The organism is Xanthobacter sp. DMC47, assembly GCF_056313845.1.
This window is the reverse complement of record NZ_JBQUZM010000001.1, coordinates 1,784,520-1,808,254: the sequence shown is the minus strand read 5'-3', so window position 1 is coordinate 1,808,254 and position 23,735 is coordinate 1,784,520. Positions and strand designations below refer to the sequence as shown.

Annotated in this window: 24 protein-coding genes; 14 read left to right on the top strand and 10 right to left on the bottom strand. The window is 67.2% G+C overall.

What is annotated here, in order from left to right:
- Nucleotides 1–14 precede the first annotated feature (14 nt).
- Together ACT54R_RS08365 and ACT54R_RS08360 are read left to right on the top strand one after the other, a co-directional pair.
- Nucleotides 15–1,037 carry a sulfate ABC transporter substrate-binding protein gene (locus ACT54R_RS08365; RefSeq protein WP_476325299.1) on the top strand — a complete coding sequence of 341 codons (1,023 nt, stop codon included), beginning with the start codon at nucleotides 15–17 and terminating at the stop codon, nucleotides 1,035–1,037.
- Nucleotides 1,038–1,231: 194 nt separating this feature from the next.
- Entirely contained in the window at nucleotides 1,232–1,585 is a 354-nt protein-coding gene (locus ACT54R_RS08360) for a (2Fe-2S) ferredoxin domain-containing protein (protein WP_168462269.1), read from the top strand.
- 39 nt (nucleotides 1,586–1,624) lie between these two features.
- Here ACT54R_RS08360 and ACT54R_RS08355 read toward each other — a convergent pair whose 3' ends face one another.
- Genes ACT54R_RS08355 through ACT54R_RS08345 form a run of 3 tightly spaced genes read right to left on the bottom strand, consistent with a single transcriptional unit; the run spans nucleotide 1,625 to nucleotide 4,708 of the window.
- Complete coding sequence (locus ACT54R_RS08355) at nucleotides 1,625–2,734, bottom strand: histidine kinase dimerization/phosphoacceptor domain -containing protein (protein ID WP_476325297.1); 1,110 nt, start codon at nucleotides 2,732–2,734, stop codon at nucleotides 1,625–1,627.
- A gap of 11 nt (nucleotides 2,735–2,745) precedes the next feature.
- Entirely contained in the window at nucleotides 2,746–3,183 is a 438-nt protein-coding gene (locus tag ACT54R_RS08350; RefSeq protein ID WP_168462271.1) for a response regulator, read from the bottom strand.
- The gene (locus ACT54R_RS08345) at nucleotides 3,176–4,708 is read right to left on the bottom strand and encodes a sensor histidine kinase (protein WP_476325294.1); all 1,533 of its coding nucleotides are present in this window, start codon (nucleotides 4,706–4,708) and stop codon (nucleotides 3,176–3,178) included. The genes ACT54R_RS08350 and ACT54R_RS08345 overlap by 8 nt, the downstream gene beginning before the upstream one ends.
- A 272-nt stretch (nucleotides 4,709–4,980) precedes the next feature.
- Here ACT54R_RS08345 and ACT54R_RS08340 point away from each other — a divergent pair, with 272 nt between their 5' ends.
- Together ACT54R_RS08340 and ACT54R_RS08335 are read left to right on the top strand one after the other, a co-directional pair.
- The gene (locus ACT54R_RS08340; protein ID WP_168462272.1) at nucleotides 4,981–6,384 is read left to right on the top strand and encodes a glutamine synthetase family protein; all 1,404 of its coding nucleotides are present in this window, start codon (nucleotides 4,981–4,983) and stop codon (nucleotides 6,382–6,384) included.
- Between the two features lie 107 nt (nucleotides 6,385–6,491).
- A complete protein-coding gene (locus ACT54R_RS08335) occupies nucleotides 6,492–7,598 on the top strand; it encodes a polyamine ABC transporter substrate-binding protein (RefSeq protein WP_476325292.1) in 1,107 nt (368 codons plus the stop codon).
- Nucleotides 7,599–7,685: 87 nt separating this feature from the next.
- On the opposite strand, the gene ACT54R_RS08330 is transcribed toward ACT54R_RS08335, so the two are convergent.
- Nucleotides 7,686–8,831: a DegT/DnrJ/EryC1/StrS family aminotransferase gene (locus ACT54R_RS08330; protein WP_476325290.1), complete on the bottom strand. Its 1,146-nt coding sequence runs from the start codon at nucleotides 8,829–8,831 to the stop codon at nucleotides 7,686–7,688.
- 97 nt (nucleotides 8,832–8,928) lie between these two features.
- Complete coding sequence (locus ACT54R_RS08325; protein WP_168462275.1) at nucleotides 8,929–9,927, bottom strand: Gfo/Idh/MocA family protein; 999 nt, start codon at nucleotides 9,925–9,927, stop codon at nucleotides 8,929–8,931.
- 207 nt (nucleotides 9,928–10,134) lie between these two features.
- Between ACT54R_RS08325 and panD the strand changes: the two genes are divergently transcribed.
- Entirely contained in the window at nucleotides 10,135–10,584 is a 450-nt protein-coding gene (gene panD, locus ACT54R_RS08320) for an aspartate 1-decarboxylase (RefSeq protein ID WP_476325287.1), read from the top strand.
- A gap of 65 nt (nucleotides 10,585–10,649) precedes the next feature.
- Here the strand turns inward: panD and ACT54R_RS08315 are convergent, their stop codons facing one another.
- Both ACT54R_RS08315 and ACT54R_RS08310 read right to left on the bottom strand, forming a co-directional pair.
- On the bottom strand, nucleotides 10,650–11,345 hold the full coding sequence (locus tag ACT54R_RS08315; RefSeq protein WP_476325285.1) for an outer membrane protein: 696 nt from the start codon (nucleotides 11,343–11,345) through the stop codon (nucleotides 10,650–10,652).
- Between the two features lie 246 nt (nucleotides 11,346–11,591).
- On the bottom strand, nucleotides 11,592–12,197 hold the full coding sequence (locus ACT54R_RS08310) for an outer membrane protein (RefSeq protein ID WP_476325283.1): 606 nt from the start codon (nucleotides 12,195–12,197) through the stop codon (nucleotides 11,592–11,594).
- Nucleotides 12,198–12,473: 276 nt separating this feature from the next.
- Between ACT54R_RS08310 and uvrC the strand changes: the two genes are divergently transcribed.
- The 7 genes from uvrC (at nucleotide 12,474) to ACT54R_RS08275 (ending at nucleotide 18,570) form a co-directional block, all read left to right on the top strand.
- Nucleotides 12,474–14,747, top strand: coding sequence for an excinuclease ABC subunit UvrC (gene uvrC / locus ACT54R_RS08305; protein WP_476325281.1), 2,274 nt, complete (start codon nucleotides 12,474–12,476; stop codon nucleotides 14,745–14,747).
- 100 nt (nucleotides 14,748–14,847) lie between these two features.
- The gene (gene pgsA / locus ACT54R_RS08300; protein WP_394029589.1) at nucleotides 14,848–15,489 is read left to right on the top strand and encodes a CDP-diacylglycerol--glycerol-3-phosphate 3-phosphatidyltransferase; all 642 of its coding nucleotides are present in this window, start codon (nucleotides 14,848–14,850) and stop codon (nucleotides 15,487–15,489) included.
- On the top strand, nucleotides 15,486–15,737 hold the full coding sequence (moaD, locus tag ACT54R_RS08295) for a molybdopterin converting factor subunit 1 (RefSeq protein ID WP_168462280.1): 252 nt from the start codon (nucleotides 15,486–15,488) through the stop codon (nucleotides 15,735–15,737). Before pgsA ends, moaD begins: the two co-directional genes overlap by 4 nt.
- Before the next feature lie 5 nt (nucleotides 15,738–15,742).
- Complete coding sequence (locus ACT54R_RS08290; protein ID WP_476325279.1) at nucleotides 15,743–16,213, top strand: molybdenum cofactor biosynthesis protein MoaE; 471 nt, start codon at nucleotides 15,743–15,745, stop codon at nucleotides 16,211–16,213.
- A gap of 143 nt (nucleotides 16,214–16,356) precedes the next feature.
- Nucleotides 16,357–17,124 carry a glucose 1-dehydrogenase gene (locus ACT54R_RS08285; RefSeq protein ID WP_476325277.1) on the top strand — a complete coding sequence of 256 codons (768 nt, stop codon included), beginning with the start codon at nucleotides 16,357–16,359 and terminating at the stop codon, nucleotides 17,122–17,124.
- Between the two features lie 88 nt (nucleotides 17,125–17,212).
- Nucleotides 17,213–17,926, top strand: a complete 714-nt coding sequence (locus ACT54R_RS08280; protein WP_476325275.1) for a CoA transferase subunit A — start codon at nucleotides 17,213–17,215, stop codon at nucleotides 17,924–17,926.
- Entirely contained in the window at nucleotides 17,926–18,570 is a 645-nt protein-coding gene (locus tag ACT54R_RS08275; RefSeq protein ID WP_476325273.1) for a CoA transferase subunit B, read from the top strand. Before ACT54R_RS08280 ends, ACT54R_RS08275 begins: the two co-directional genes overlap by 1 nt.
- A gap of 53 nt (nucleotides 18,571–18,623) precedes the next feature.
- Here the strand turns inward: ACT54R_RS08275 and ACT54R_RS08270 are convergent, their stop codons facing one another.
- Entirely contained in the window at nucleotides 18,624–19,472 is an 849-nt protein-coding gene (locus ACT54R_RS08270) for a ChbG/HpnK family deacetylase (protein ID WP_476325271.1), read from the bottom strand.
- Nucleotides 19,469–20,515: a glycosyltransferase family 2 protein gene (locus tag ACT54R_RS08265; RefSeq protein WP_476325269.1), complete on the bottom strand. Its 1,047-nt coding sequence runs from the start codon at nucleotides 20,513–20,515 to the stop codon at nucleotides 19,469–19,471. The genes ACT54R_RS08270 and ACT54R_RS08265 overlap by 4 nt, the downstream gene beginning before the upstream one ends.
- Nucleotides 20,516–20,857: 342 nt before the next feature.
- Here ACT54R_RS08265 and ACT54R_RS08260 point away from each other — a divergent pair, with 342 nt between their 5' ends.
- Entirely contained in the window at nucleotides 20,858–21,688 is an 831-nt protein-coding gene (locus ACT54R_RS08260) for a universal stress protein (RefSeq protein WP_168462286.1), read from the top strand.
- Between the two features lie 82 nt (nucleotides 21,689–21,770).
- On the opposite strand, the gene ACT54R_RS08255 is transcribed toward ACT54R_RS08260, so the two are convergent.
- Complete coding sequence (locus ACT54R_RS08255) at nucleotides 21,771–22,475, bottom strand: DUF1013 domain-containing protein (protein ID WP_476325267.1); 705 nt, start codon at nucleotides 22,473–22,475, stop codon at nucleotides 21,771–21,773.
- A gap of 253 nt (nucleotides 22,476–22,728) precedes the next feature.
- Between ACT54R_RS08255 and ispH the strand changes: the two genes are divergently transcribed.
- Nucleotides 22,729–23,733: a 4-hydroxy-3-methylbut-2-enyl diphosphate reductase gene (gene ispH, locus ACT54R_RS08250; RefSeq protein ID WP_476325265.1), complete on the top strand. Its 1,005-nt coding sequence runs from the start codon at nucleotides 22,729–22,731 to the stop codon at nucleotides 23,731–23,733.
- The last annotated feature ends 2 nt before the right edge of the window (nucleotides 23,734–23,735 follow it).

Genomic DNA, 23,735 nt, shown 5'->3' with positions numbered 1-23,735 from the left:
CGGGAGCAGGTTCCATGATTACCCGCCGCGCCCTCCTCGCCGCGACCCTTGCCGGCGCGGCCTTTGCCCCGCTTGGCGCCGTGCCGTCGCTGGCCCAGCAGGGGCCGAACACGCTGCTGAATGTCTCCTACGACATCTCCCGCGAGCTGTTCACGGCCATCAATGCGGAGTTCATCCCCTTCTGGAAGTCGAAGACCGGCCAGGAACTGACGGTCAACCAGAGCCACGCCGGCTCCTCCCGCCAGGCCCGCGCGGTCATCGAGGGGCTGGAGGCGGATGTGGTCACCTTCAACCAGGTGATCGACGTGGATACCCTCGCCAAGGCCGGCTATGTGGCGAAGGACTGGGCCAAGAAGTTCCCCAATTCGGCCTCGCCCTATTATTCCTTCCCGGCCTTCCTCGTGCGCGCCGGTAACCCGAAGAACATCAAGGACTGGTCCGACCTCGTCCGCGACGACGTGAAGGTCATCTTCCCGAACCCCAAGACCTCGGGCAACGCGCGCTACACCTATCTGGCCGCCTACGCCTATGCGCTGGAGCAGAACAACGGCGACGCCGCCAAGGCGGACGCCTTCGTGAAGAAGCTGCTTTCCAACGTGCCGGTGTTCGACACCGGCGGCCGCGCCGCCACCACCACCTTCGTGGAGCGCGACACCGGCGACGTGCTGGTGACTTTCGAGGCCGAGACACGCACCATCGAGGGGCTCTATCCCGACAAGAAGCTCCTCACCGTCGTGCCGTCCGTGAGCCTCCTCGCCGAGTTCCCGGTGGCGGTGGTGGACAAGGTGGTGGACAAGCGCGGCTCCCGCGCCTCGGCCACGGCCTATCTCGAATTCCTCTATTCCCCCGCCGGCCAGACGGTGGCGGCCAAGGCCTTCCATCGCGTGGTGGACCCCAAGGTGGCGGCTGAGTTCAAGGACCAGTTCCCGCCGATCCGCCTCGTGAAGGTGGAGGACGTGTTCGGCGGCTGGGAGAAGGTGCAGGCCACCCACTTCGCTTCCGGCGGCAAGCTGGACAGCCTGTTCGTGGGCAAATGACCTTGTGATGCGGCGGGCGCAGTCGCTGCGCCGTGTCGCATTCCCGCCAGTGTCGCGACCCGCGCCGGCGTCCCCTCGGGGCGCCGGCGTTTTCATTGGCCTATGGCTCTGGACTGAAACGGCTTTCGGCGAACGACGCGCGGCGGCATGCAATTTGAATGGCTTCAGGAAACCTCACCGAGCCGCGAGCCGTCATGTCCGAAGCCGCCGAAGCCGAAGTCCTCGAAATCCCGCAGGTCTACACCCACCACGTCTTCTGCTGCTTCACCCAGCGGCCGCCCATGCACCCGCGCGGTTCCTGCGGGGCCAACGGCGCGCAGCCCTTGTGGGAGCGTCTGGGCAAGAAGCTGGAGGCCTCCGGCCGCCGCGACATCGCCATGACCTCCTCCGGGTGCCTGAGCTTCTGTCAGGCCGGGCCCATCATGGTCGTCTATCCGCAGGGCATCTGGTACACGCCGAAGACCCCCGAGGACATCGACGAGATCGTCACCGAGCATCTGCTCGGCGGCAAGCCGGTGGAACGGCTCATCATCGTCCCGCGCATCTGAGCCAAGCCCGCGCGGCGCCGGGGAACCCGCGCCGACCTCTCACGCCTTGCCGGGACCGACGAGGCGGAAGGTGAGACGCACGCAGGTGCCGCGCGCGCGGGGGTCGAAGGTCGGCTCGCAACCGAGCTTCATGGACATGGCCTTGACGATGCGGTTGCCGAGGCCGGTGGACGTCGCCGGCTTTTCCGGCGAAATGCCGGCGCCGTCGTCCTCCACCGTGAAGTCGAGCCGTTCGCCCACGCGCCTGAGCATCACCCGCACCGGCCCCTCGCCGTCGGGATAGGCGTATTTCATGGCGTTGATGACGAGTTCGGTGGCGATGATGCCCAGGGCGACGCCGCGATCGGGATCGATGTGGATCGGGTCGGCATCATAGGTGAGAGTGATGCCGCCGTGCTCGCGGTGCGCCGACACCTGCAGGTCGTCCAGCAGCGAGCCGATATACTGGTCCAGCGCCACCGTCGCGATCTGGTCGGAGGTGTAGAGACGGCGGTGGACCTGCGCGACCGCCGAAACGCGGTTGCGGGCTGAATTCAGCGCTTCCTTCACCCGCGGATCGTCGGTGGCGCCGGCCTGCACGTTCAGCAGCGAGACGATGATCTGCAGCGAATTGCCGACGCGATGGTTCATCTCGCGCAGCAGCAGCGCCCGCTCGGCGGCCAGCGCCTCGAACCGGTCGCGGGCCGCGCGGATTTCCGCTTCCGCCGCCTCGTGGGCCCGGCGCATGCGCACCTGCTCCACCGCCGCGACAAAGGCGGCGCGCAGAAGCTCGATGAAGTCGGCCTGCACCTCCTTCACCACATAATCCGCTGCACCGGCCTTGAGCGCGGCGACCGCGAGGCGCCCGTCCTGTGCGCCGGTGACGTAGACGACAGGCGGCGCGTTCTCGAGGGCGCGGATGGCCCGCAGCGTGCTCATGCCGTCCTGGCCCGGCATGTAGTGGTCGAGGGCGACCACATCGAACCGTTCGGCGTCGAGCCGCGCCAGTCCGTCCTCGCCCGACAGCGCCGGCACCACCTCGAAGCCGAGGCGGCCGAGCTGTCGCTGCACCAGCCGGCCAAGGGCCGGATCGTCGTCCACGTAGAGCACGCGCAGCGGCGGCGGCGGGGCGGTTGCCGCGTCCTGTTGGGATGCCAGAGGGTCGGACACGGCGCATTCCATCAATCGGTCTCCGGCACCTGGATGACGGAAAAGAACAGGCCAAGCTGCCGGATCGCGTTGGCGAAATTCTCGTAATTGACCGGCTTCGTCACATAGACGTTGGCGCCGAGGTCATAGCAGCGCTGGATTTCCACCTTGTCGTCGGTGGTGGTGAGCACCACCACGGGCGAGCGCTTGAGATGCTCGTTCTGCTTGATGCGGCCGAGAATCTCGACGCCGGTCATGTCCGGCAAATTGAGGTCGAGCAGCACGAGAAGCGCGCGCCCGCTGCTTTCCCGCCCGCTGCCATCGGCGCCGAACAGGAAATTGACGGCGCTGGTGCCATCCTTGAAGGCAACGATGTCGTTGCTGACGCCGGCACGCCGGATGTTCTTCTCGATGAGGCGCGCGTGGCCCTCGTCGTCCTCGATCATGATGATGGTGACGTGCTCAACCATGGTCCTTCTTTCCGGTTTCCGTGGGCAGCCGGCGCGGCACCGTCACCTTGAAGGTGGAGCCTTCGCCCAGCTTGGAATCGAGGGAGATGAGGCCGCCCATGCGCCGCACCAGCGCGCGCACATGGGCGAGGCCAATGCCTTCGCCGGGACGGTCCTGGCGGCCCGAGCGGCGGAACAGCTCGAACACCCGGCCGCGATCCTTGGGATCGATGCCGCGGCCGTTGTCCTCGACGATGAAGGTGACGAAGCCGGGCGTCTCCACCGCGCTGACCTCGACGCGGAGCGGCACCTCGTCCCGGCGGTACTTGAAGGCGTTGTCGAGGAGGTTGGTGAAGATCTGCTCCAGCGCCAGCCGGTCCGACTGGATCGTCGGCAGGCGCTTGATGACGATCTCCCCGCCGGCGTCGTGCAGCTGGTGGGTCATGCTGTCGCGCAGCGAGGCGATCAGCTGGCCCACGTCCACGTCCACCGGCATGAACTCCTTCCGCCCCTCGCGCGACAAGGCGAGGATGGCGTGGATGAGCCGGTCCATGCGGGTGATGGAGGTCTTGATGAAGCCGAGGGCTTCCTCGAAATCGGCGGCGATCTGCGCGTCGGCCTCGGGCGGCTCGTCGGCCTTTGCCCTCAACTGGGCGAGACGCTCGAACAGGTCGCCGCGCATGGCCTCGATCTCGCTCGTGAAGCCCATGATGTTGACGAGGGGCGAGCGCAGGTCGTGGCTGACGATGTAGGCGAAGCTCTGGATCTCGTCGTTGGCTTCCTTGAGGTCGGCGGTGCGCTCGGCGACGCGCTTCTCCAGCCCCTGGTTGGCGGCCTCCAGCTCGCGTTGTGCCGATTGCAGCGCATTGATGTTGCGGCGGTTGAGGGTGAGGGCGAGGGCGCCGAGCGCCAGCACCACGCCGAGCCCGGCGATGGTGACGGCGGTCAGCCATACCGTGCTGTCCCGGGAGGCGCCGTAGCGCTCCTCCAGCAGCTTGTTCTCCTCCGCCTTCATCTCCACAAGCAGCGTGCCGAGGCGGGTCATGGCGCCTTCGGTGCGGTCGGCGCGAATGTCTGCGAAGGCGCCCTCCACGTCGCCCGCCGCCCTGAGCGCCATGGAGCGCTCGTAGGAGGCGAGCCGTTCGGCGATCAGGGTGCGGGCCTCCGCCACGCGCCGCTGCTGCTCGGGATTGTCGGCAGTGAGGGTGGCGATCTCATCCAGCGTCGGGCCGCTCTGCGCCTTCGAGGTCCCGTAGAACCGGGCGAATCCCTCGCGGCCGGTGATGAGATACCCGCGTTCTGCACTTTCGGTGCGGCGGATGAGGACCTGAAGCTGGGAAACGGCGTTCATCACCTGCAGCGTATGGGCGACGCTTTCCGCATCCGACCGCGCCCGGTGGACCAGGGTGATCGAGGATGCACTTATGGCGACGAGGATGGCGAAGCCGAGCAGCAGGAACAGCGTCGGACCGGGAGTGGCAAGCCGGTGCCGCCACGCGCCTGGAGCGGACTGGGTGAAGGTCGCCGTCATGATGGCGACAGACATGGTGTGCAGAAATCCCACGCGCGGCATTGCCAGCGCAGGCCGAAGGCCATCGCGCGGCCCGGTTTCCTGCCGCTCGCGGAAGCCGCCTCGCCGAGGGGGCGAACCGCCCATCGTCCCATCTCGTCCCGCCTCTCCGGCGGCGCGGTAAAAAGAAACCTCTCCGGGGTCAATCCGCGCCCGCTTCAGGGGTGATAAGTGCGGACGCGCTTGAAGGTTCCACGCCTTCGCGCTTGGATGCGGCTTGAACGTCGCTTTTTTGAAGACGGAGTATCATGCCGGTCACACTCCCCGGCCGCCGACCCGACGAGGCCTCTGCCACGGCAGAGCCTCAAGACGAGGTTGCGGCCTATCTTTCCACCTACGGCGAGCCGGAGGTGGTGGAAGTTCTTCTGCCCGACACGTCCGCGGTTCTGCGCGGAAAATGGATTCCCGGGCGGTCCATCACCAAGATCTGGAAGGACGGGGTGGCCATCCCCCTTTCCATCTTCGGCCTCGATATCTGGGGCTGCGAGGTGGAAGCGACCGAGATCCACCTCGAGACCGGCGACAAGGACGGCCTGTGCTGGCCGGTGGCGGGAACGCTCAAGCCTGTGCCCTGGGCACCGCGGCCCACCGCGCAGGTGCTCATCACCATGCATGAGCCGGACGGCTCGGCCAAAGGCGCGCCGTGGAAGCTCGATCCGCGCCAGCAGCTCGCCGGCATCGTGGACCGCTTCACCGCCCGGGGTCTCGCCCCCTGCGTCGCCTTCGAGCTGGAGTTCTATCTGCTGAAGCCGTCGGACGTGCCCGGCGCGCCGCCGGAGCCGGTGTTCCCGGCCACCGGGCAGGCGCGGCAGAACATGTATTCCATGTCCGACCTTGATGCCTTTGCGCCGGTGCTGCACGACATGCGCGCGGCCTGCGAGCAGCAGGGCCTGCCTGCGGACACGGTGATTTCCGAGGCCGCACCCGGCCAGTTCGAGGTCAATCTCTACCATCGCGTGGACGCGCTGGCGGCAGCCGACGACGCCATATTGCTGCGTCGGCTCATCGACGGCGTGGCCCGTCGGCACGGCCTGCGCGCCAGCTTCATGGCCAAGCCCCTGGTGGATTTCGCCGGCAACGGCATGCACGTCCACGTCAGCCTGATGGAAACGTCGGGTGGAAACCTCTTCGCCAAGCCCGACGGCATCGGCGACCGGGCGTTGCGCCATGCCGCCGGAGGGCTGCTCGCCACCATGGCGGAGTCCACGCTGCTGTTCGTGCCGAGCTATAATGGCTACCGCCGCCTCGTGCCGGGCTCCTATGCTCCGGTGTCCATCAGCTGGGGCTACGACAACCGCTCGGTGGCCGTGCGCGTGCCGAACGGGCCGCCCGCCGCCCGCCGGCTGGAGCACCGCATCGCCGGGGCCGAGGCCCATCCCCACCTCGTGCTGGCCGGCATTCTCGCCGGCATGCTGGAGGGGCTGGAGCGGGAGATCGAGCCGCCGGCGCCGCTTTCCGGCAATGCCTATGAGCACGCGGCGGAGCGCCTTTCGCCCTCCATGGAGGAAGCGGTGCGTCGGTTCTTTACCTCCGACTTCATCGCCCGTGCCTTCGGCGAGGACTATCGGCGCATCTACGGTGTGATGAAGCGGGAGGAGTTGGCCGCCTTCACCCGGCAGATCCTGCCCCTCGAATACGACACTTACCTGTAAGCGCTGCGGCGTGGCCGTTTCCTGTTGAGCGGTGTGCCGCAACGCAATAGCCTTCCACCACCGGGGACGGCAGGATAAGCCCGCCCCGCGCAAGAGGAGAACGGCGGATGCTTCGCCAAACGCTAGCTGCAGTGGTCGTGGCCACGCTGGGCCTTACCGGCGTGGCGACGGCCCAGGACAAGGTCGTCAACGTCTTCAACTGGTCGGACTATATCGATCCGACCGTGCTGGAAGACTTCACCAAGGAAACCGGTATCAAGGTCCGCTACGACGTCTTCGACAGCAACGAGGTGCTGGAGACGAAGCTGCTCGCGGGCAAGACCGGCTACGACGTGGTGGTGCCGTCGGGCTCGTTCCTGCAGCGGCAGATCAAGGCGGGCGTGTTCATCCCCCTCGACAAGTCCAAGATCCCGAACCTGCAGTACGCCTGGCCCGAGGTGACGCAGCGCCTCGCCGTGTACGATCCCGGCAACGCCCACGCGGTCAACTACATGTGGGGCACCACCGGCATCGGCTACAACGTGGACAAGGTGAAGGAGCGCCTCGGCGACATCCCGCTCAACACCTGGGACATCATGTTCAAGCCGGAGATCCTCGCGAAGCTGAAGGACTGCGGTGTCTACGTGCTCGACGGTCCCGAGGAAGTCATCCCCACCGCGATGAAGTATTTGGGCCTTGATCCCAATTCCAAGAATCCGGACGACATCGCCAAGGCCGGCGCTCTGCTGATGACCATCCGGCCTTATATCAAGAAGTTCGATTCCTCGGGCTACATCAATGCCCTCGCGCGTGGCGACATCTGTATCGCCCTCGGCTGGTCGGGTGACGTCTACCAGGCCAAGGCGCGCGCGCAGGAAGCTGCGAAGAAGACCAAGAAGAAGCCGGTGAATGTGGACTACGTGCTGCCCAAGGAAGGCGCGCTGATGTGGTTCGACAATTTCGCCATCCCGAAGGACGCGAAGAACATCGACAACGCTCTCGCCTTCATCAACTACATGATGAAGCCCGAGGTGGCGGCCAAGAACTCGAACTTCATCTCCTATGCGAACGGCAACCTCGCCTCGCAGAAGTTCATCGACAAGGAGATCATGGACAACCCGTCCATCTATCCGACGAAGGAGGTCTTCGACCGCCTCTTCATCGTCACCACCAACGAACCGCCGGTGCAGCGGGTCATCACCAAGACCTGGAACACCTTCAAGCGCGGGAAGTGAGGAGAGCTCGGTACATTCTGGCCTGAAATGACAAGGGCCGCGGGAAACATCTCCCGCGGCCCTTCTTATTGATGGTGACCCGCCTTCTCAGCCCTTGAGTGCCCGCTTCACCGCATCCACGATGCGGTCCTGGGTCGCCTCGTCCAGATAGGCGTGCATGGGCAGGGAGATGACCTCCTCGGCCAGCGCCTCGCACACCGGCAGGATGGCGCCGGCCGAGGGGTAGTGGCGATAGGCCGGCTGGAGGTGCATGGGCAGGCGATAATAGACGGCGGTAGGCACGCCCTCGACCTTCAGCTTCTCCGCGAGGCCGTCGCGGACGCCGGGGGCGAGCTTGATGGTGTATTGCGCCCACACCGACGTCGCGCGCGGATCGACCACCGGCACGCCGGCCACGTCCTTGAGAAGTTCGTTGTAGCGCCGCGCCACCTTCTCGCGGGCCGCGATCTCTTCCTCGAAGATGGCGAGCTTTTCGAGCAGCACCGCCGCCTGGATGGTGTCGAGGCGCGCGGTCATGCCGATGCGCACGTTCTGGTACTTGTCCACGCCCTGGCCATGCTCGCGCAGGCTCTTGAGGATCGCCACCAGTTCCTCATTGTCGGTGAGGATGGCGCCGCCGTCGCCATAGGCGCCGAGCGGTTTGGCGGGGAAGAAGGAGGTGGCGGTGGCGTCGCCGATGGAGCCGGTGCGCCGGTTGTTCCAGGTGCCGCCGAAGCCCTGCGCCGTATCGCACAGAACCTTCATGCCGTACTTCTCGGCGATGGGCAGGATGGCATCATAGTCCGCCGGCTGGCCGAACAGATCCACCGGGATCACCACGCGCGGGTCGAGCCCCTGCTCGATGGCCACCTGGATGGCCTGCTCCAGGCTCTCCGGGTCCATGTTGAAGGTGTCCGCCTTCACGTCCACGAACACCGGGGTGGCGCCCACCCACGGCACCACCTCGGCGGTGGCGCAGAAGGTGAAGGCCGGGCAGAACACGGCATCGCCCGCCTTCACGCCCCAGGCCATGAGCAGCAGCGCCAGCGCATCCGTGCCGCTGGAGCAGGAGACGGCGTATTTCGCCCCGGCGAAGGCGGCGAGCTTCTGCTCGAACTCGGTCACTTCCGGGCCGTTGATGAAGCGGCAGGAGGCGAGCACCGCCTGCACCGCGTCATCCACGCGCCGGCCGATGCGGGCGCGCTGGGCGGCAAGGTCGATGAAGGCGATGGGGGCCGTCGCGGGAGCGGTCATCTCATGTCCGTTTTGAAAGGCCCGGTGGCCGGGCATCTGGCGTGCGCGTACCCGCCCGCCGGCGCGAGGCCGGCGCGGCACGCGTTCAGCGGCAGGCTCAGCCCACCGCGCGGCGCTTGGAGGCCTGTGCCGGGGGCGCGCCGGGCAGGCACGAGATGGCGATCTCGAGGCTCGCCACGCCCTCGTCGCCGGTCACTTCCGGCGGCCGGCCCGTGCGCACGGCGGCGAGGAAGTTCTCAAGCTCGGCGCGCAGCGGCTCGGCATAGGCCACCGGCAGATGGCGGGTGGAATAGGAGCCGTCCGGCCGATAGTCGAAATGCTCCGTCACCTGGCGGGTGAGCAGATCGCCGATCACGTATTTCTTGGAGGTGGCGACGTGGACCGTGCGCGCCTTGAAGGGCGTCAGCCAGTTGGTGTTGATATGCGCCAGCGCCCCGTTGGCGGTACGGAACTGGAGGAGGGCGATGTCCTCCCGCTCGGCGATGGCGGCGCGGGTCTGCGGCTGCACTTCCAGGATGTCCGAGCCGGTGAACCAGCGGATCAGGTCGATGTCGTGCACCGCGAGATCGATCACCACGCCGACATTGGACATGCGCGGCGGGAAGGGGCCGACGCGGGTAATGGCGATGGAGAGGAGGTTCTCATCGCGGATGGCGTCCTTGATGGCGCGCACCGCCGGATTGAACCGCTCCACATGGCCGATCATGAGGGTGACGCCCTTGTCGCGGGCGGCGGCCACGATCTCGCGGCCTTCCTCGGTGGTGGAGGCGACGGGCTTCTCCACCAGCACCGAGCAGCCGGCGGCGATCACGTCGAGGGCGATGGGGTGATGCAGGTGGGTGGGAGCTGCCACCACCACGGCGTCGAGACCGAGGGCGAGGAGATCGCGATGGTCGCCCACCGCCTTGCAGCCGAGAAAATTAGCGACCCGCTGGGCCTGGGCCTGATCGGGATCCGCCACCGCGACCAGTTCCGCGCCGGGGAGTTCGGCCAGCACGCGGGCGTGATTCGATCCCATGATGCCGATGCCCGTGACGCCGATGCGTACCGGACGGTTCGAGGCGCGCTCCTGAGCGGGCGCTGCCGGATGAGCCATTTCAGCCCTCTTCTGCCGTTCAACGATTGCGCGCTCTAGCACGATCATAGTTGAGAAGGCGAGGCAGTGGGTCAAATCCGGCCCCTGGCCCCGTTCAAGAATTGCATCCCCGTGTTACCGGACGCGGATGGCCGCCTCCTATTTCCTCCGGCGACGCGGCGGCCTATCACCCGCAGCAACCAGATCGCGGGAGGAGGGGACAGAGCCATGCGCAAGATCGTCGCCGGCAAGTTGCACGGGCTGACCGTGACCGGGGCCGACCTCAATTATCACGGCTCCATCACGCTTGATCCCGAACACTGCGAAGAGGCCGGCATTCTGCCACTGGAATTCGTGGAGATCTGGAACCGCAATTCCGGCGCCCGTATCTCCACCTACGTCATCCTGGGCGAACGCGGCTCTCGCTGCTGTGTCCTCAATGGCGCGGCGGCCCGCACCTGCCAGCCGGGCGATGAGGTCATCATCTGCAATTCGGTCTACGTACCGGAAGGGGAGATCGTGGCGCTGCGGCCGAAGGTGCTGACCTTCGACAGGGAGAACCGCATCACCGGCCGTCTCACCTATGAGGTCACCCGGGACAGCCACGGCGCGTACCGATTCGCGGTGCGCGACGAAAGCGGCTCTGAGAAGAAGGTGCCGCTTCGGGCGGATGTCTGAATGGACCGCCCAAAGCAAAAGGCCCCCGGCAATGCCGGGGGCCCAATGCAAGGGGGTGCTTCGGATCAGAACTTGTAGTTCACACCGAGGCGGGCGGTCTGGATGTTGCTGCCGACGGACAGCTGATCGCCGTTGGTGTAGTTGGTCTTGCTGTTGTCGAAGCCGAGGTACAGGTACTCGGCCTTGATCGTCCAGTTGTTGGTGATGGCGTACTCGACACCGGCGCCGGCGGTCCAGCCCCACTTCAGGTTGCTGTCGGAGAAGCCGAAGGGGTCGGTGTACTTGGTGTTGGCATAGGCCGCGCCGCCGGTGATGTACGGCAGGAAGCGGTCAACCGCGTAGCCGAGGCGGGCGCGGATGGTGCCGAAGTAGTCGACCTTCTGGGCGATGACGGTGCCGCCGATGGGGCCACCGAACACCACGCTGTTGGTGCTGATGTCGGCCCAGTTGATGTCGGTCTCGACGCCGAGCACGACGTTGTTGGCGAACTGGTAGTTGTAGCCCAGCTGCAGACCGCCGGTGAAGCCGTTGGAGGTGCCGGGGCTGTAGCTGTAGGTGGGCGAGGCGAAGGGGGTGTAGTCGTAGGTGTTGTTCGCCCAACCCCAGCCCACGTTGCCGCCGATGTAGAAACCGGTCCAGGAGAAGACCTGCACGGGGATCGGGGCGGCCTTCACCGGATAGCGGGTGGCCAGGTCGGCCGCGGAGGCGGTGCCGGCGAGGAGAACCAGGGCGGTGGCGCCCAGAAGTGCACGCTTCAACATGAGTATCTACCTTTGTGGTTTCGCCGGCCCCTCCCGGAGGAGGTCGCCGTCGGGTGGTTCTTTCTTACAGCCCCTGCCGGGTGCCGTCTGTAGCGATCGGGCCACACCAGGAAAATCAAACCGGGCAGAGATGTGGCCTTTTCCTAACTTTTCTTAATCTCCGCGACACAATGGCGCGTAAACGCGGCAGATTTAGGATTGTTCCCATGTTTTGCCGCATTTCTTTTCCTTGCGTTACGTCCCCCGCTAGAAACGATAATTCACGCCAGCCCGAAGAATATTGGCGTCCAAGCCAGTAGTAACCGGGCCGACTGCAGTTGGGAACGTGGCGCTGCCCAAGTCTACATAAAGATATTCGAGCTTCGCGGACCAGTTCCGGTCAAATCCTACCTCCGCGCCGAGGCCCAAAGTCCATCCGGTCTGGGTCGAGGAGGAGGTGAGACTGAAGAAATTCGCGCTCCCCTGGCCATAGGCGAAGCCGCCGGTGCCATAGACCAGCACGCGGTCGAAGGAATAGCCGAGGCGGGCACGCACGGTGCCGAGATTGTTGAGGCTGTAAGCCCCGGCCGACATGCCGGCGAAGTCGAAATCGGTCTCGACGCCGAGCACGAAGGGGCTACCGAACTGGAAATTGTATCCGGCCTGGAAGCCGCCGAGAAAACCGCTGGGGCTGCTGAACGACGAGGAGCCCCAGCCATAGCCGGCATTCGCGCCGAGATAGAAGCCGGTCCAGGTGAAGGCGGCCACCGGCTGCACGTAGGGTGCCGGATACCCAAGGTCGGCCGCCTGCGCCGGCGCGGCGAGAGCAAAGCCCGCCAATGCAGCGGCGGAAGCGAGCAGACGGATACGCATGGATCATCCTCCGAGGGGCGGGCCGGCTGTCGTCCGGCGTTTGACGCACCCTGGCAGGGGAAACTTGCCCAATTCTCAGCGGTTGCTCCGGCTCGCGCCTATGGTTGATGGCGCATTAACCATCCATGCTGTTGCACGGACTATGGATTTTCATCCTTGCGCGAAGCTGGCGCACGGCGTGGCTCAAGGTCCGATGCAGCTATGGTTGATGCGGCGTGAATTCGGGCCGCCGGCTCCGCCGTTCCCTCCGGGCGCCGGGCGCATTACATACGGCCCATGACCCGCCGCCGGCCCACCGATCCGCCCGAGATTGCCATTGCCCGTCCTGACGGCGACGCGTCACGCGAAGCCTTGCCGCCCGGCACGGGGGAGGGGCTGGAGGAGGCCGAGGAGGGCGTCCTTCTCGAGATGGAGCCCGCAGACGAAACCCTGCCGGGCGAGGAAAGCCTCGCGACGGGGCGCGCCGCCATCATCCGCGCGGTGAAGCACGCGCCCGGCGGGCCCGGCGTCTACCGCATGATCGCGGCGGACGGCACCGTGCTCTATGTGGGCAAGGCCAAGAGCATCAAGAAGCGCGTGCTCAGCTACACGCGCCCGGTCGGCCACACCAACCGCATCGCCCGCATGATCGCAGCGACGGCGCAGATGGAGTTCGTCTCCACCCGCACCGAGCCGGAAGCGCTGCTGCTGGAAGCCAACCTCATCAAGCAGTTGAAGCCGCGCTTCAACGTGCTGCTGCGGGACGACAAGTCTTTCCCCTACATCCTCATCACCGCCGATCACGTCTCGCCGCAGATCGCCAAGCACCGCGGCGCGCGCAATCGGCCGGGCGACTATTACGGCCCGTTCGCCAGCGTGTGGGCCGTGGACCGCACCATCAACGCGCTGGAGCGGGCCTTCCTGCTGCGCTCCTGCTCCGACAGCTATTACGAGAATCGCACGCGGCCGTGTCTCCTCTTCCAGATCAAGCGCTGCGCCGGCCCCTGCACCGGTGAGGTGAACCACCAGGATTATGCCGAGCTGGTGCGTGAGGCCCGCGCGTTCCTTTCCGGCCGCTCCCGCGCCATCAAGGAAGAGCTGGCGAAGGAGATGGAGCAGGCGGCCGAGGAACTGGAGTTCGAGCGCGCCGCCCGCCTGCGGGATCGCCTTGCCGCGCTCTCGGCCGTGCAGGGGTCGCAGGGCATCAATCCGCGTGGGGTGGAGGAGGCGGACGTGTTCGCCTGCCACCAGCAGGGGGGCGCGACCTGCGTGGAGGTGTTCTTCTTCCGCACCGGCCAGAACTGGGGCAACCGCGCCTATTACCCCCGCGCCGACCGCTCCCTGAGCGAGGCCGAGGTGCTGGGCGCCTTCCTCGCCCAGTTCTACGAGGACAAGCCCTGCCCGCGCCTTCTCCTCCTCTCCCACAAGGTGGAGGAGCAGGAACTGCTGTCGCAGGCCCTGTCGGAAAAGGCCGGCTACAAGGTCGAGATCGCAGTGCCCCAGCGCGGCGAGAAGCGCGACCTTGTCGATCACGCCTTGCAGAACGCGCGGGAGGCGCTGGCTCGCACCCTCGCCGAAAGCGCGACGCAGGCGAAGCTGCTGGAGGGTGTCGCCGCTACCTTCGGCCTCAAGGCGCCGCCGCAGCGCATCGAGGTCTATGACAATTCCCACATCATGGGCACCAATGCGGTGGGCGGCATGATCGTGGCCGGGCCGGAGGGGTTCCGGAAGTCGCAATACCGCAAGTTCAACATCAAGTCGGCCGACCTCGTGCCCGGCGACGACTTCGGCATGATGCGGGAGGTGCTGACCCGCCGTTTCGCGCGCCTGCTGAAGGAGGCGCCGCGGGAGAGTGTTCCGGTTCTCGAGACCGCGCCCCCCTCACCCCCGCCCTCTCCCGCGAGGGGAGAGGGAGTTCCGGCGGTTATGGACGGGGGCATCGAGGAGAACACGACGCTGGCGGCTGAAACTCCAGTGGTCGAAGAACCGCTCGTGCCCCCTCTCCCCTCGGGGGAGAGGGAGGGGGTGAGGGGTGAGTTCGCCCCCGCCGAACCGCCCCCCGAGGATGATGCCGAAGAGCCCGACGCCCTCCCCGACGCCACCGGCGCCTCGCCTTGGCCGGACCTCGTGCTGATCGACGGCGGCCTCGGCCAGCTCAACGCCGCGCGACAGGTTCTGGAGGAACTGGGCATCACCGACGTGCCACTGGTGGGCATCGCCAAGGGGCTCGACCGCGAGGCGGGGCGTGAGCAGTTCTTCCTGCCCGGCCGCAGCCCCTTCCGCATGGAGCCGCGCGATCCGGTCCTCTATTACATCCAGCGGCTGCGCGACGAGGCGCACCGCTTCGCCATCGGCTCGCACCGGGCGCGACGGAAGAAGGACATCACGGAAGCCGGCCTTCAGGCCATTCCGGGAGTGGGGCCGACGCGAAAGCGCGCGTTGCTGCGCCATTTCGGCACGCTCAAGGCCATCGAGCGCGCCTCGCTGGCGGATCTGGAGCAGGTGGCGGGCATCAACGCCGCTACGGCCAAGGCGGTGTACGATTATTTCCACGAGCGACCATCATCATGAGAAGCCCACAAGGCTTTCGCCTGCCGCCCGCCCGGCCTAAATAGGGGTGATGGCCCGCGCGATGCGCTCCATCGCGGCCGTGCTTTTTCAAGTGGTGCTCATGTCCGACGCAGCGACACGATCCGATGCCCCGCCCGCGACCGAGCGGCGTTCCCGCGGGCATGCCCTGTCGCTGCCGAACATCCTCACCTATTCGCGCTGCGTGGCGGTGCCGCTGGTGGCGGCGAGCCTGTTCTGGTCGGACATCCTCGCCGGCGGAGTGTGGCTGCGCTGGGTCGCCTTGTTCATCTATGTGGCGGCGGCCATCACGGATTTCTTCGACGGCTATCTCGCCCGCGCCTGGTCCCAGCAATCGGCCATCGGCCGGATGCTCGATCCCATCGCCGACAAGCTGCTGGTCTCCACCTGCCTGCTGATGCTGGCGTCCGACGGCACCATTCGGGGCTGGTCGCTGTGGGCGGCCATCGTGATCCTGTGCCGGGAGATCCTGGTCTCCGGCCTGCGCGAATTCCTGGCCGAGCTTCGGGTGTCCGTGCCGGTCTCGCGTCTCGCCAAGTGGAAGACGACTCTGCAGCTCGTCGCCGTGGGCGTGCTCATCACTGGCACGGCGGGAGAGGCGGTGCTGCCGGGGGTGACTCTGGTGGGCCTGACGCTCCTGTGGATCTCGGCCGTGCTCACGCTCTACACCGGCTACGACTATTTCCGCGCCGGTGCCCGCCATCTGGTGGAGGACGAGCGGTGAAGGTGCTCTATTTCGCCTGGCTGCGCGAGCGCGTGGGCCTCGCCGAGGAGGAGGTGGCGCCACCCGCCGAGGTTGCCACCGTCGCCGACCTCGCCCGCTGGCTGGCCGCGCGGGACGAGGCCCATGCCCACGCCTTCGACAATCCCGCCATCGTGCGCGCCGCCATCGACCGTCGCCACGTGAAGCCCGACGCCGCCATCGCCGGCGCGCGGGAAGTGGCGTTCTTCCCGCCCATGACGGGGGGCTGAGGCCCATGTTCGCCGTCCGCATCCAGGCTGAGCCGTTCGACGCCGTGGCCGAAAGCGCGGCGCTGGCGGCCGGGCGGACGGACGTGGGCGCCATCGTGACCTTCACCGGCCTCTGCCGCGCCGATGTCGGCCCGGAGGGCGCGGGTCTCGCCGCCCTCACGCTGGAGCATTATCCCGGCATGGCCGAAGAGGAGATCGAGCGCCATGTGGACGAGGCCCGCCGCCGTTGGCCGCTCACCGGCGCCATCGTGGTGCATCGTCATGGGCGGCTGGAGCCGGGCGATCCCATCGTGTTCGTCGCCACCGCCTCATCCCACCGCGCCGCCGCCTTCGAGGCCGCCGAATTCCTGATGGACTGGCTCAAGACCAGCGCCCCCTTCTGGAAGAAGGAAGAGCCGGCCGACGCCGCCCGCCCTGGCGGCTGGGTCGAGGCCAAGGCCAGCGACGACGCGGCGGCGGATCGCTGGCGGGACTAGGCCCGGCCCCAACTCCGCGCTCCTTCTGCACTGCGACACTTGCGCCGCGGCATCGGCCGCGTCTATGAAAACGGACGCTCGCTTTTCAAGAACCGGCAAACGGTCCCCGCGCAGGTGAGAGAAACGTTACCGGGAAGAACTTCATGGATTTCCGCGTCTCGCTGGACGGGCGCTCCGCGTTGGTGACGGGAGCGTCCGGCGGTCTTGGTGCGTATTTCGCCGGCCGTCTGGCGGCTTCGGGCGCGAAGGTCGCGCTGGCGGCGCGTCGGGCCGACGCCTGCGCTGCCCTCGCCGACGAGATCAACGCCTCCGGGGGCAAGGCCATCGCCGTCGCGCTCGACGTGACCGATCCCGCCTCCGCCGCCGCGGCGGTTGCCGCCACCGTCGAGGCCTTCGGCGGGCTCGACATCCTCGTCAACAATGCCGGCGTCACCGGCACCACGCCGCTGATGGATGAGACGGCGGAGGATTTCGGCCGCATCATCGACACCAACCTCAAGGGCTCCTTCCTCGTCGCCCAGGCGGCGGCGCGGGTCATGGCCGAGGCCAAAAAGGGCGGCTCCATCATCAACGTGGCCTCCATCCTCGGGCTGCGCGTGGCAGGGCAGGTGGCGGCCTATGCGGCGTCCAAGGCGGCGCTGGTGCAACTCACCCGGTCCATGGCGCTGGAATGGGCGCGCCATTCCATTCGCGCCAACGCCTTGTGCCCGGGCTATGTGGAAACCGACCTCAACCGCGACTTCTTCGCCACCGAGGCGGGGCAGGCGCTGGTGCGGCGCATTCCCACCCGGCGGCTTGGCGCGCTGGCCGATCTGGAAGGGCCACTGATGTTCCTCAGTTCCGATGCCTCCGCCTACGTGACGGGCACGACGCTCGCGGTCGACGGCGGCCACCTCGTCTCTTCGCTCTGATTGCGCTGCGGACCCGCTTCCGCTTCGCCCCATGTCCCAATAAGTTCATCTCGATGCCAGCGCCCCAGGGAGCGCCCAGGAGGAAGTGATGCGACACAAGGTGTATCCGGACGCAAAGAGTGCCCTGGAGGGCATCGTTTCGGACGGCATGACGATCATGGCGGGCGGCTTCGGCCTGTGCGGCATTGCCGAGAACCTGATCTCGGCGCTGCGCGATCTCGGCCCGAAGCAGCTCACCGTGGTGTCCAACAATTGCGGCGTGGACGATTTCGGCCTCGGCATCCTGCTCGCCAACGGCCAGATCAAGAAGATGATTTCGTCCTACGTGGGTGAGAACAAGCTGTTCGAGCAGCTCTATCTCGCCGGCGATCTGGAGCTGGAATTCAACCCGCAGGGCACGCTGGCCGAGCGCATCCGCGCCGGCGGCGCCGGCATCGCCGGCTTCTACACCAAGACCGGCTACGGCACGATCATCGCCGAGGGCAAGCCGACCCGGGAGTTCAACGGCCAGCATTATGTGCTGGAGACCGGCCTCGTCGCCGACCTCTCGATCATCAAGGCGTGGAAGGCCGACAAGGAAGGCAACCTCGTCTACCGGAAGACCGCGCGGAACTTCAATCCGATGATGGCCACCGCCGGCAAGATCACCGTCGTCGAGGTGGAGGAACTGGTGGAGATCGGCGAGCTCGATCCCGAGAACATCCACACTCCCGGCATCTATGTGGACCGCATCGTGGTCGAGGTCGGCGCCGAGAAGCGCATCGAGAAGGTGACCACCCGCAAGCGCGAAGAGGTGAAGTGATGGCCTGGACCCGTGAGCAGATGGCGGCCCGCGCCGCCCAGCAGATCCGCGACGGCTTCTACGTGAACCTCGGCATCGGCATCCCCACCCTCGTCGCCAACGCGCTGCCGCCCGGCATGACCGTGAGCTTCCAGAGCGAGAACGGCATGCTCGGCATCGGCCCCTTCCCCTATGAGGGCGAGGAGGACCCCGACCTCATCAACGCCGGCAAGCAGACCGTGACGGAGGTGCCGGACACCTCCTATTTCTCCTCGTCCGACTCGTTCGCCATGATCCGCGGCGGGCATATGGACCTCTCCATCCTCGGCTCCATGCAGGTGTCCGAAGAGGGCGACATCGCCAACTGGATGGTCCCGGGCAAGATGGTGAAGGGCATGGGCGGCGCCATGGACCTCGTGGCCGGCGCCAAGGAAGTCATCGTGCTCATGGAGCACGTGGAGAAGTCCGGCGCGCCCAAGCTGGTCACGCGCTGCACGCTGCCCCTCACCGGCACCCACGTGACCGACTTCGTGATCACCGACCTCGCCGTGTTCGAGTTCACCAAGCGCGGCGGCACGCTTGTGCTGAAGGAACTGGCGCCGGGTGTCACCCTCGACGAGATCAAGGCCAAGACCGAGGCGAAGTTCGAGATCGGGCTCGCCTGATCCGCTTTACAGGGTCGGTTCGGAAAGGCGCCCTTCACGGGCGCCTTTTTCGTTCAGGCGGCCGCTTTCGCCGGGCCAAGATCGGGCAGCGCGAGGCTCACATCGGCGGCGTCGAGGATGTCGCGCCAGCGCGGTCCGCGCAGGACGCCGTATTCCACTTCCCGCTGGTGGGTGAGGGGATCGCGGGCGACGAGCGGGTCGTCCACCCGGCCGGGATGCACCATCACCAGCCCGCCATCAGGGACGCCGGCGAGGAAATGGCCGAGCAGCGTCGCGAAATCATGGTCGCCGGAGAAATCGTAGGCGCCGCCGAAGCCCCGGTTGGTGGTAAGCCCCACGCGTGCCGCATCCCGGGCGAAGCCGGCGGAGAAGGCGCCGATCAGCCGGCCCTTGATGTCGAGGCCGTTGAGCGCGCCGCGGGCGGGAGTCACGTCCCGCAGGAAGGCGCGGGGGGCATGGCGCGCGGTGGCGGCGATGACCGCCGTGCGGATCACCGGCAGCACATGCACGTGCTGGTGGCCGTCCACATGGTCCGGCGGCCGGCCAAAGGCGTCCTGGAAGGCGGCGAACTGCGCCTCCACCTCTGCCGCAATGGCCTTGGCATCAAGCCGGCGCGAAAGGGCCGACAGCAGAAGCCGGGGCAAGGCGGGGAGGGTACCTGACGCCTCGGCCATGCCGGGGGTCAGCGGCGCGAAGGCACCGGTGAGGGTGACGTGGAGGCCGATGCTGGCGCCGGTGTCGGCCGCCGCATCGTCCAGCGCCCGCGCGGCGGGGCCGAGGCCGTCGAAGACGGTCATTACCGAGGTGGCGTTGATGCGCCGGTCGGCGATCAGTGTCGCGATGGCCTCGGAAACGCCGGGGGAGATGGCGTAGTCGTCGGCGCAGAGGATGACGCGCTTCACTGGTCGCCCCGCGAGGCGAGCACCGCCGGATGGGAGATGACCTGGGCGTGTCCGTGGGCCTGTCCGTGCGCCGGCAGGTCCAGCGCTGCCTCGGGCGCGCGGTTGAAGACGTGATCGGCCACGTAATAGACCGGGCGCGCCTTGATCTCGGAGAGGATGCGGGCGATGTACTCGCCCATCAGCCCCATCACCAGCAATTGCGTGCCGCCGATCACCATCAGGCCCACGACGATGGACGGGTAGCCGGGCAGGGGGATGCCCCAGACGAGGCGTTCCACCACGATCCAGCTGCCATAAAGCAACGCGAGGCCCGCGAGCGCCGCGCCGAACAGGGCGGCCAGCCGGAGCGGGGCCGGCGAGAAGGAGGTGAGCGCCTCCATAGACAGCCCGAGCAGCCGCAGGAAGTTGAACGATGTGGAGCCGTGGGCCCGGGGCGCCGGGCGATAGGGCACGGCCACCTGCCGGAAGCCGATCCAGCTCGTCAGGCCCTTGAAGAAGCGGTTGCGCTCGGGCATCCGCCGCAGGGCGGCAGCCGCGCGCGGGGAGAGGATGCGGAAATCGGCGGCGTCCTCGGGAATGCGGGCCGTGGCCCCGAAATTCAGCAGCTTGTAGAAGGTGCGCACGAAGATGCGCCGGCTCGTCGCCTCGTCGGAGCGATCGGCCTTCACCGCATAGGCCACGTCCCAGCCCTCGTCCTTCCACAAGCCGATGAAGGTCGGGATCATCTCGGGCGGGTGCTGGCCGTCGCCGTCCATGAACATCACGGCGTCGCCGCGGGCATGGTCGTGGCCGGCCATCAGCGCAGCTTCCTTGCCATAGTTGCGGCTCAGCGCCACCACCTGAACGTCCGTCCGTTCATGCGGGAGGGACGCCGCCACGGCGGCTGAACCGTCGCGGCTGCCATCGTCCACATAGACGATTTCCACCCGCATCCCGCGTCGCTCCGCCTCCGCCGAGGCAATGGCCGTCACGCGATCGTGGAAATCGGGCAGGCCGGCGGCTTCGTTGTATAGCGGTATTACGATGCTCAGGTCAGGTGTCATGATACTACCGTCGATCCCGCGCCGGGGATGGAGACCGCATCTAGCCGGGGCTGGCGGGAATTGCGCAAAAATTTTTCGAGGACGATGGAACCGATCGGCGGAACTCGCGTTCTCCAGTCAGCGCGATCATCCCCCCCAAGTGATCGTGCCATTGGCGCGGCCGCCTTCCCCCAGGGCGGCCGCGTCGTCATTTCTAAGGGGTGTTCCGGCATCTGGTCGATTCTCGCCGCCTTCGCGCGGCCCCGGAGACCGGAGCCATTTGCTCCACATCAAGACCCGAGACTTTGGGCGAGTTTAGGGTAAGGTCGCGTCGTTCAAACGGCCGAACGGGGGCCTTCCCACATGATTCGCGACATTCTGGTCAATCTCGCCCAAGGGGTCGAGACGGACGTCGCCTGCGACTATGCGGCGAGCCTTGCCGCCAGCTTCGGTGCCCATCTCACGGGCCTGTCGGTGGCTTATGAGATCGACGTGCCGCCCTTCTACATGGGCGCCCTGCCCACCGACTTCATCGATGCCCAGGTGCTGGAGAACCAGGCCGCCGCCGAAAAGGCCGCCGCGCGCTTCTCCGCCTCTGCTGCGGCCGCTGGGCTGTCGCACGAGGTGCGCAGCCTCTCCGCCTCGCTCGGCGTCGCGGCCAACAGCTTCGCCGAACTGGCGCGGCTCTATGACCTCACGGTCGTCGCCCAGCCCGATCCCGACCGGCCGGGCCCGGAAGAGGTGATTTCCGAGACGGTGCTGATGGAGTCCGGCCGCGCCGTGCTCATCGTGCCCTACGTGCAGACCAAGCCGTTCACCGCCGAGCGCGCGGTGGTGGCCTGGGACGGCAGCCGTCCGGCCGCGCGCGCTTTGGCGGAGGCCCTGCCTCTGCTGCATCGCACCAAGGTGGTGGAGATCTTCCGGGTGGTCACCCACCCCGATGACGAAGACACGGCCGGCGCCGAGGTGGCCCGCCATCTGTCGCGCCACGGCCTGTCCGCCACCGTGCGCAAGCTTCCGGTGGGCTCGGGAGAGTCGGTGGCCTCGGCCATCCTCAACGAGGTGTCCGACCAGGGCGCCGACCTGGTGGTGATGGGCGGCTACAATCATTCCCGTCTGCGCGAGATGATCGTCGGCGGCGTCACTCGCGAAATCCTGAACACCATGACGGTGCCGGTGCTGATGGCCCATTGAGGGCGGCACGTCCCACACGGCCCTGAAACAAAAATGCCCCGGCCGAGCCGGGGCATTTTCATTTCCAGCGGTGCGGGAGGCCTCAGTCCTCGTCGTCCTCGGCCTCGTTCTTCTTCGAGCCGCCGAGCTTGGCGAACACGGTTTCGAGGTCGAGGCTCTCGCGCCCCTTGCGCGGCTCCTCCTCGGGCTCCTCGTGGCCGGTGGTCACATCGGCGGGCAGCAGGGTGGCGCCACGGTCCTCATGGCCGGCGGTGGCCGGGCGGTCCTTGGCGGCGCGCTGGACTTCCAGGTCGAGGTCAATCTGGCTGCACAGGCCGAGCGTCACCGGGTCCATGGGGGAGAGCTGGGGCGAGTTCCAGTGGGTCCGGTCGCGGATGGACTGGATCGTCGCCTTGGTGGTGCCCACCAGGCGGATGATCTGGGCGTCCTTCAGCTCGGCATGGTTGCGCAGCAGCCACAGGATGGCGTTGGGCCGGTCATGGCGGCGCGACACCGGGGTGTAGCGCGGGCCGCGGCGCTTCTTCTGCTCGGGCAGGCGCACCTTGGGGTCGAGCAGGCGCAGCCGGCGGTTGGGGTCCTTCTCGGCGATGGTGATCTCGTCGCGGGAGAGCTGACCGGTGGAGATGGGGTCGAGCCCCTTGATCCCCTGCGCGACCTCGCCGTCGGCGATGCCCTTCACCTCAAGGGGGTGCAGCTTGCAGAAGTCGCCGATCTGCTCGAAGGAGAGCGCCGTATTGTCCACGAGCCAGACGGCGGTGGCCTTGGGCATCAAAGGTACGTTCGACATGACGGCCTCTTCGGCTTGTTGGTCTATCGGGCCCGTCGGGTGGGACGCGCCGGTCATGAGAAGAATGTGGCGGGCATATGCGTCTTCGCCTGGCCACCCCACCTTTCGGGGCGGACCGCGGAATGCATCGCATGTGTCCGGGATGCCGCCAACATAAGCGGGCGGGGCACAAGTTGCAATTCCCACGGCGCTGTCGGCCCCGAAATCGCCCCAGAAGCTTGACACCGGCCCAAGGAGGCCGCCAATTCGCGCCATGTCCGACACCCCGATCGTGCCCGACCGTGCCCTAGCGCCCGCCGCAAGGCCGGCGCTGAAAGTCCTCCTTGCGGCGCCGCGCGGCTTCTGCGCCGGCGTCGTGCGCGCCATCGACGCCGTGGAGCAGGCGCTCAAGCTCTACGGCGCGCCCGTCTACGTGCGGCACGAGATCGTGCACAACAAGTATGTGGTGGAAGACCTGAAGCGGAAGGGTGCCATTTTCGTCGAGGAGCTGGACGAGGTGCCGGATACCACCGCGCCGGTCATCTTCTCCGCCCATGGCGTGCCCAAGTCGGTGCCCGAGGCGGCCGCCGGCCGCAACCTCTTCGCCATCGATGCCACCTGCCCGCTGGTCACCAAGGTGCATCGCGAGGCGCAGGTTCATTTCAAGCGCGGCCGCCACATCCTCCTCATCGGCCACAAGGGCCATCCCGAGGTGGTGGGCACCATCGGCCAATTGCCGGATGGCGCCTTCACCCTGATCGAGACGGCCGAGGAGGCCGAGCGGGTGACGCCGCCGGACCCAGACAATCTCGCCTATGTGACGCAGACCACCCTGGCGCTGGACGACACGGCGGAGATGGTCGCCATTCTGCGCCGGCGCTTCCCCAAGCTCTCCGAGCCGCACAAGGAAGACATCTGCTACGCCACCACCAACCGGCAGGAGGCCGTGAAGGTCATCGCGCCCAAGGTGGACGCGGTGATCGTGGTGGGCGCGCCCAATTCGTCCAATTCCCAGCGCCTGCGCGAGGCGGCGGAACGGGCCGGATGCCCGCGCGCGGCTCTGGTGCAGCGGGCGGCGGACATCGACTGGTCGGTGTTCTCAGGTCTTTCCAGCCTCGGCGTCACCGCTGGAGCCTCGGCCCCGGAAGTGCTGGTGGAGGAGATCATCGACGCCTTCGCGACACGGTATGACGTGAGCGTGGAGACCGTGACCTCCACGGAAGAGGACGTCTTTTTCCCCTTGCCGCGCGTGCTGCGGCCGGATGCGGCGGCGGAGTAGAG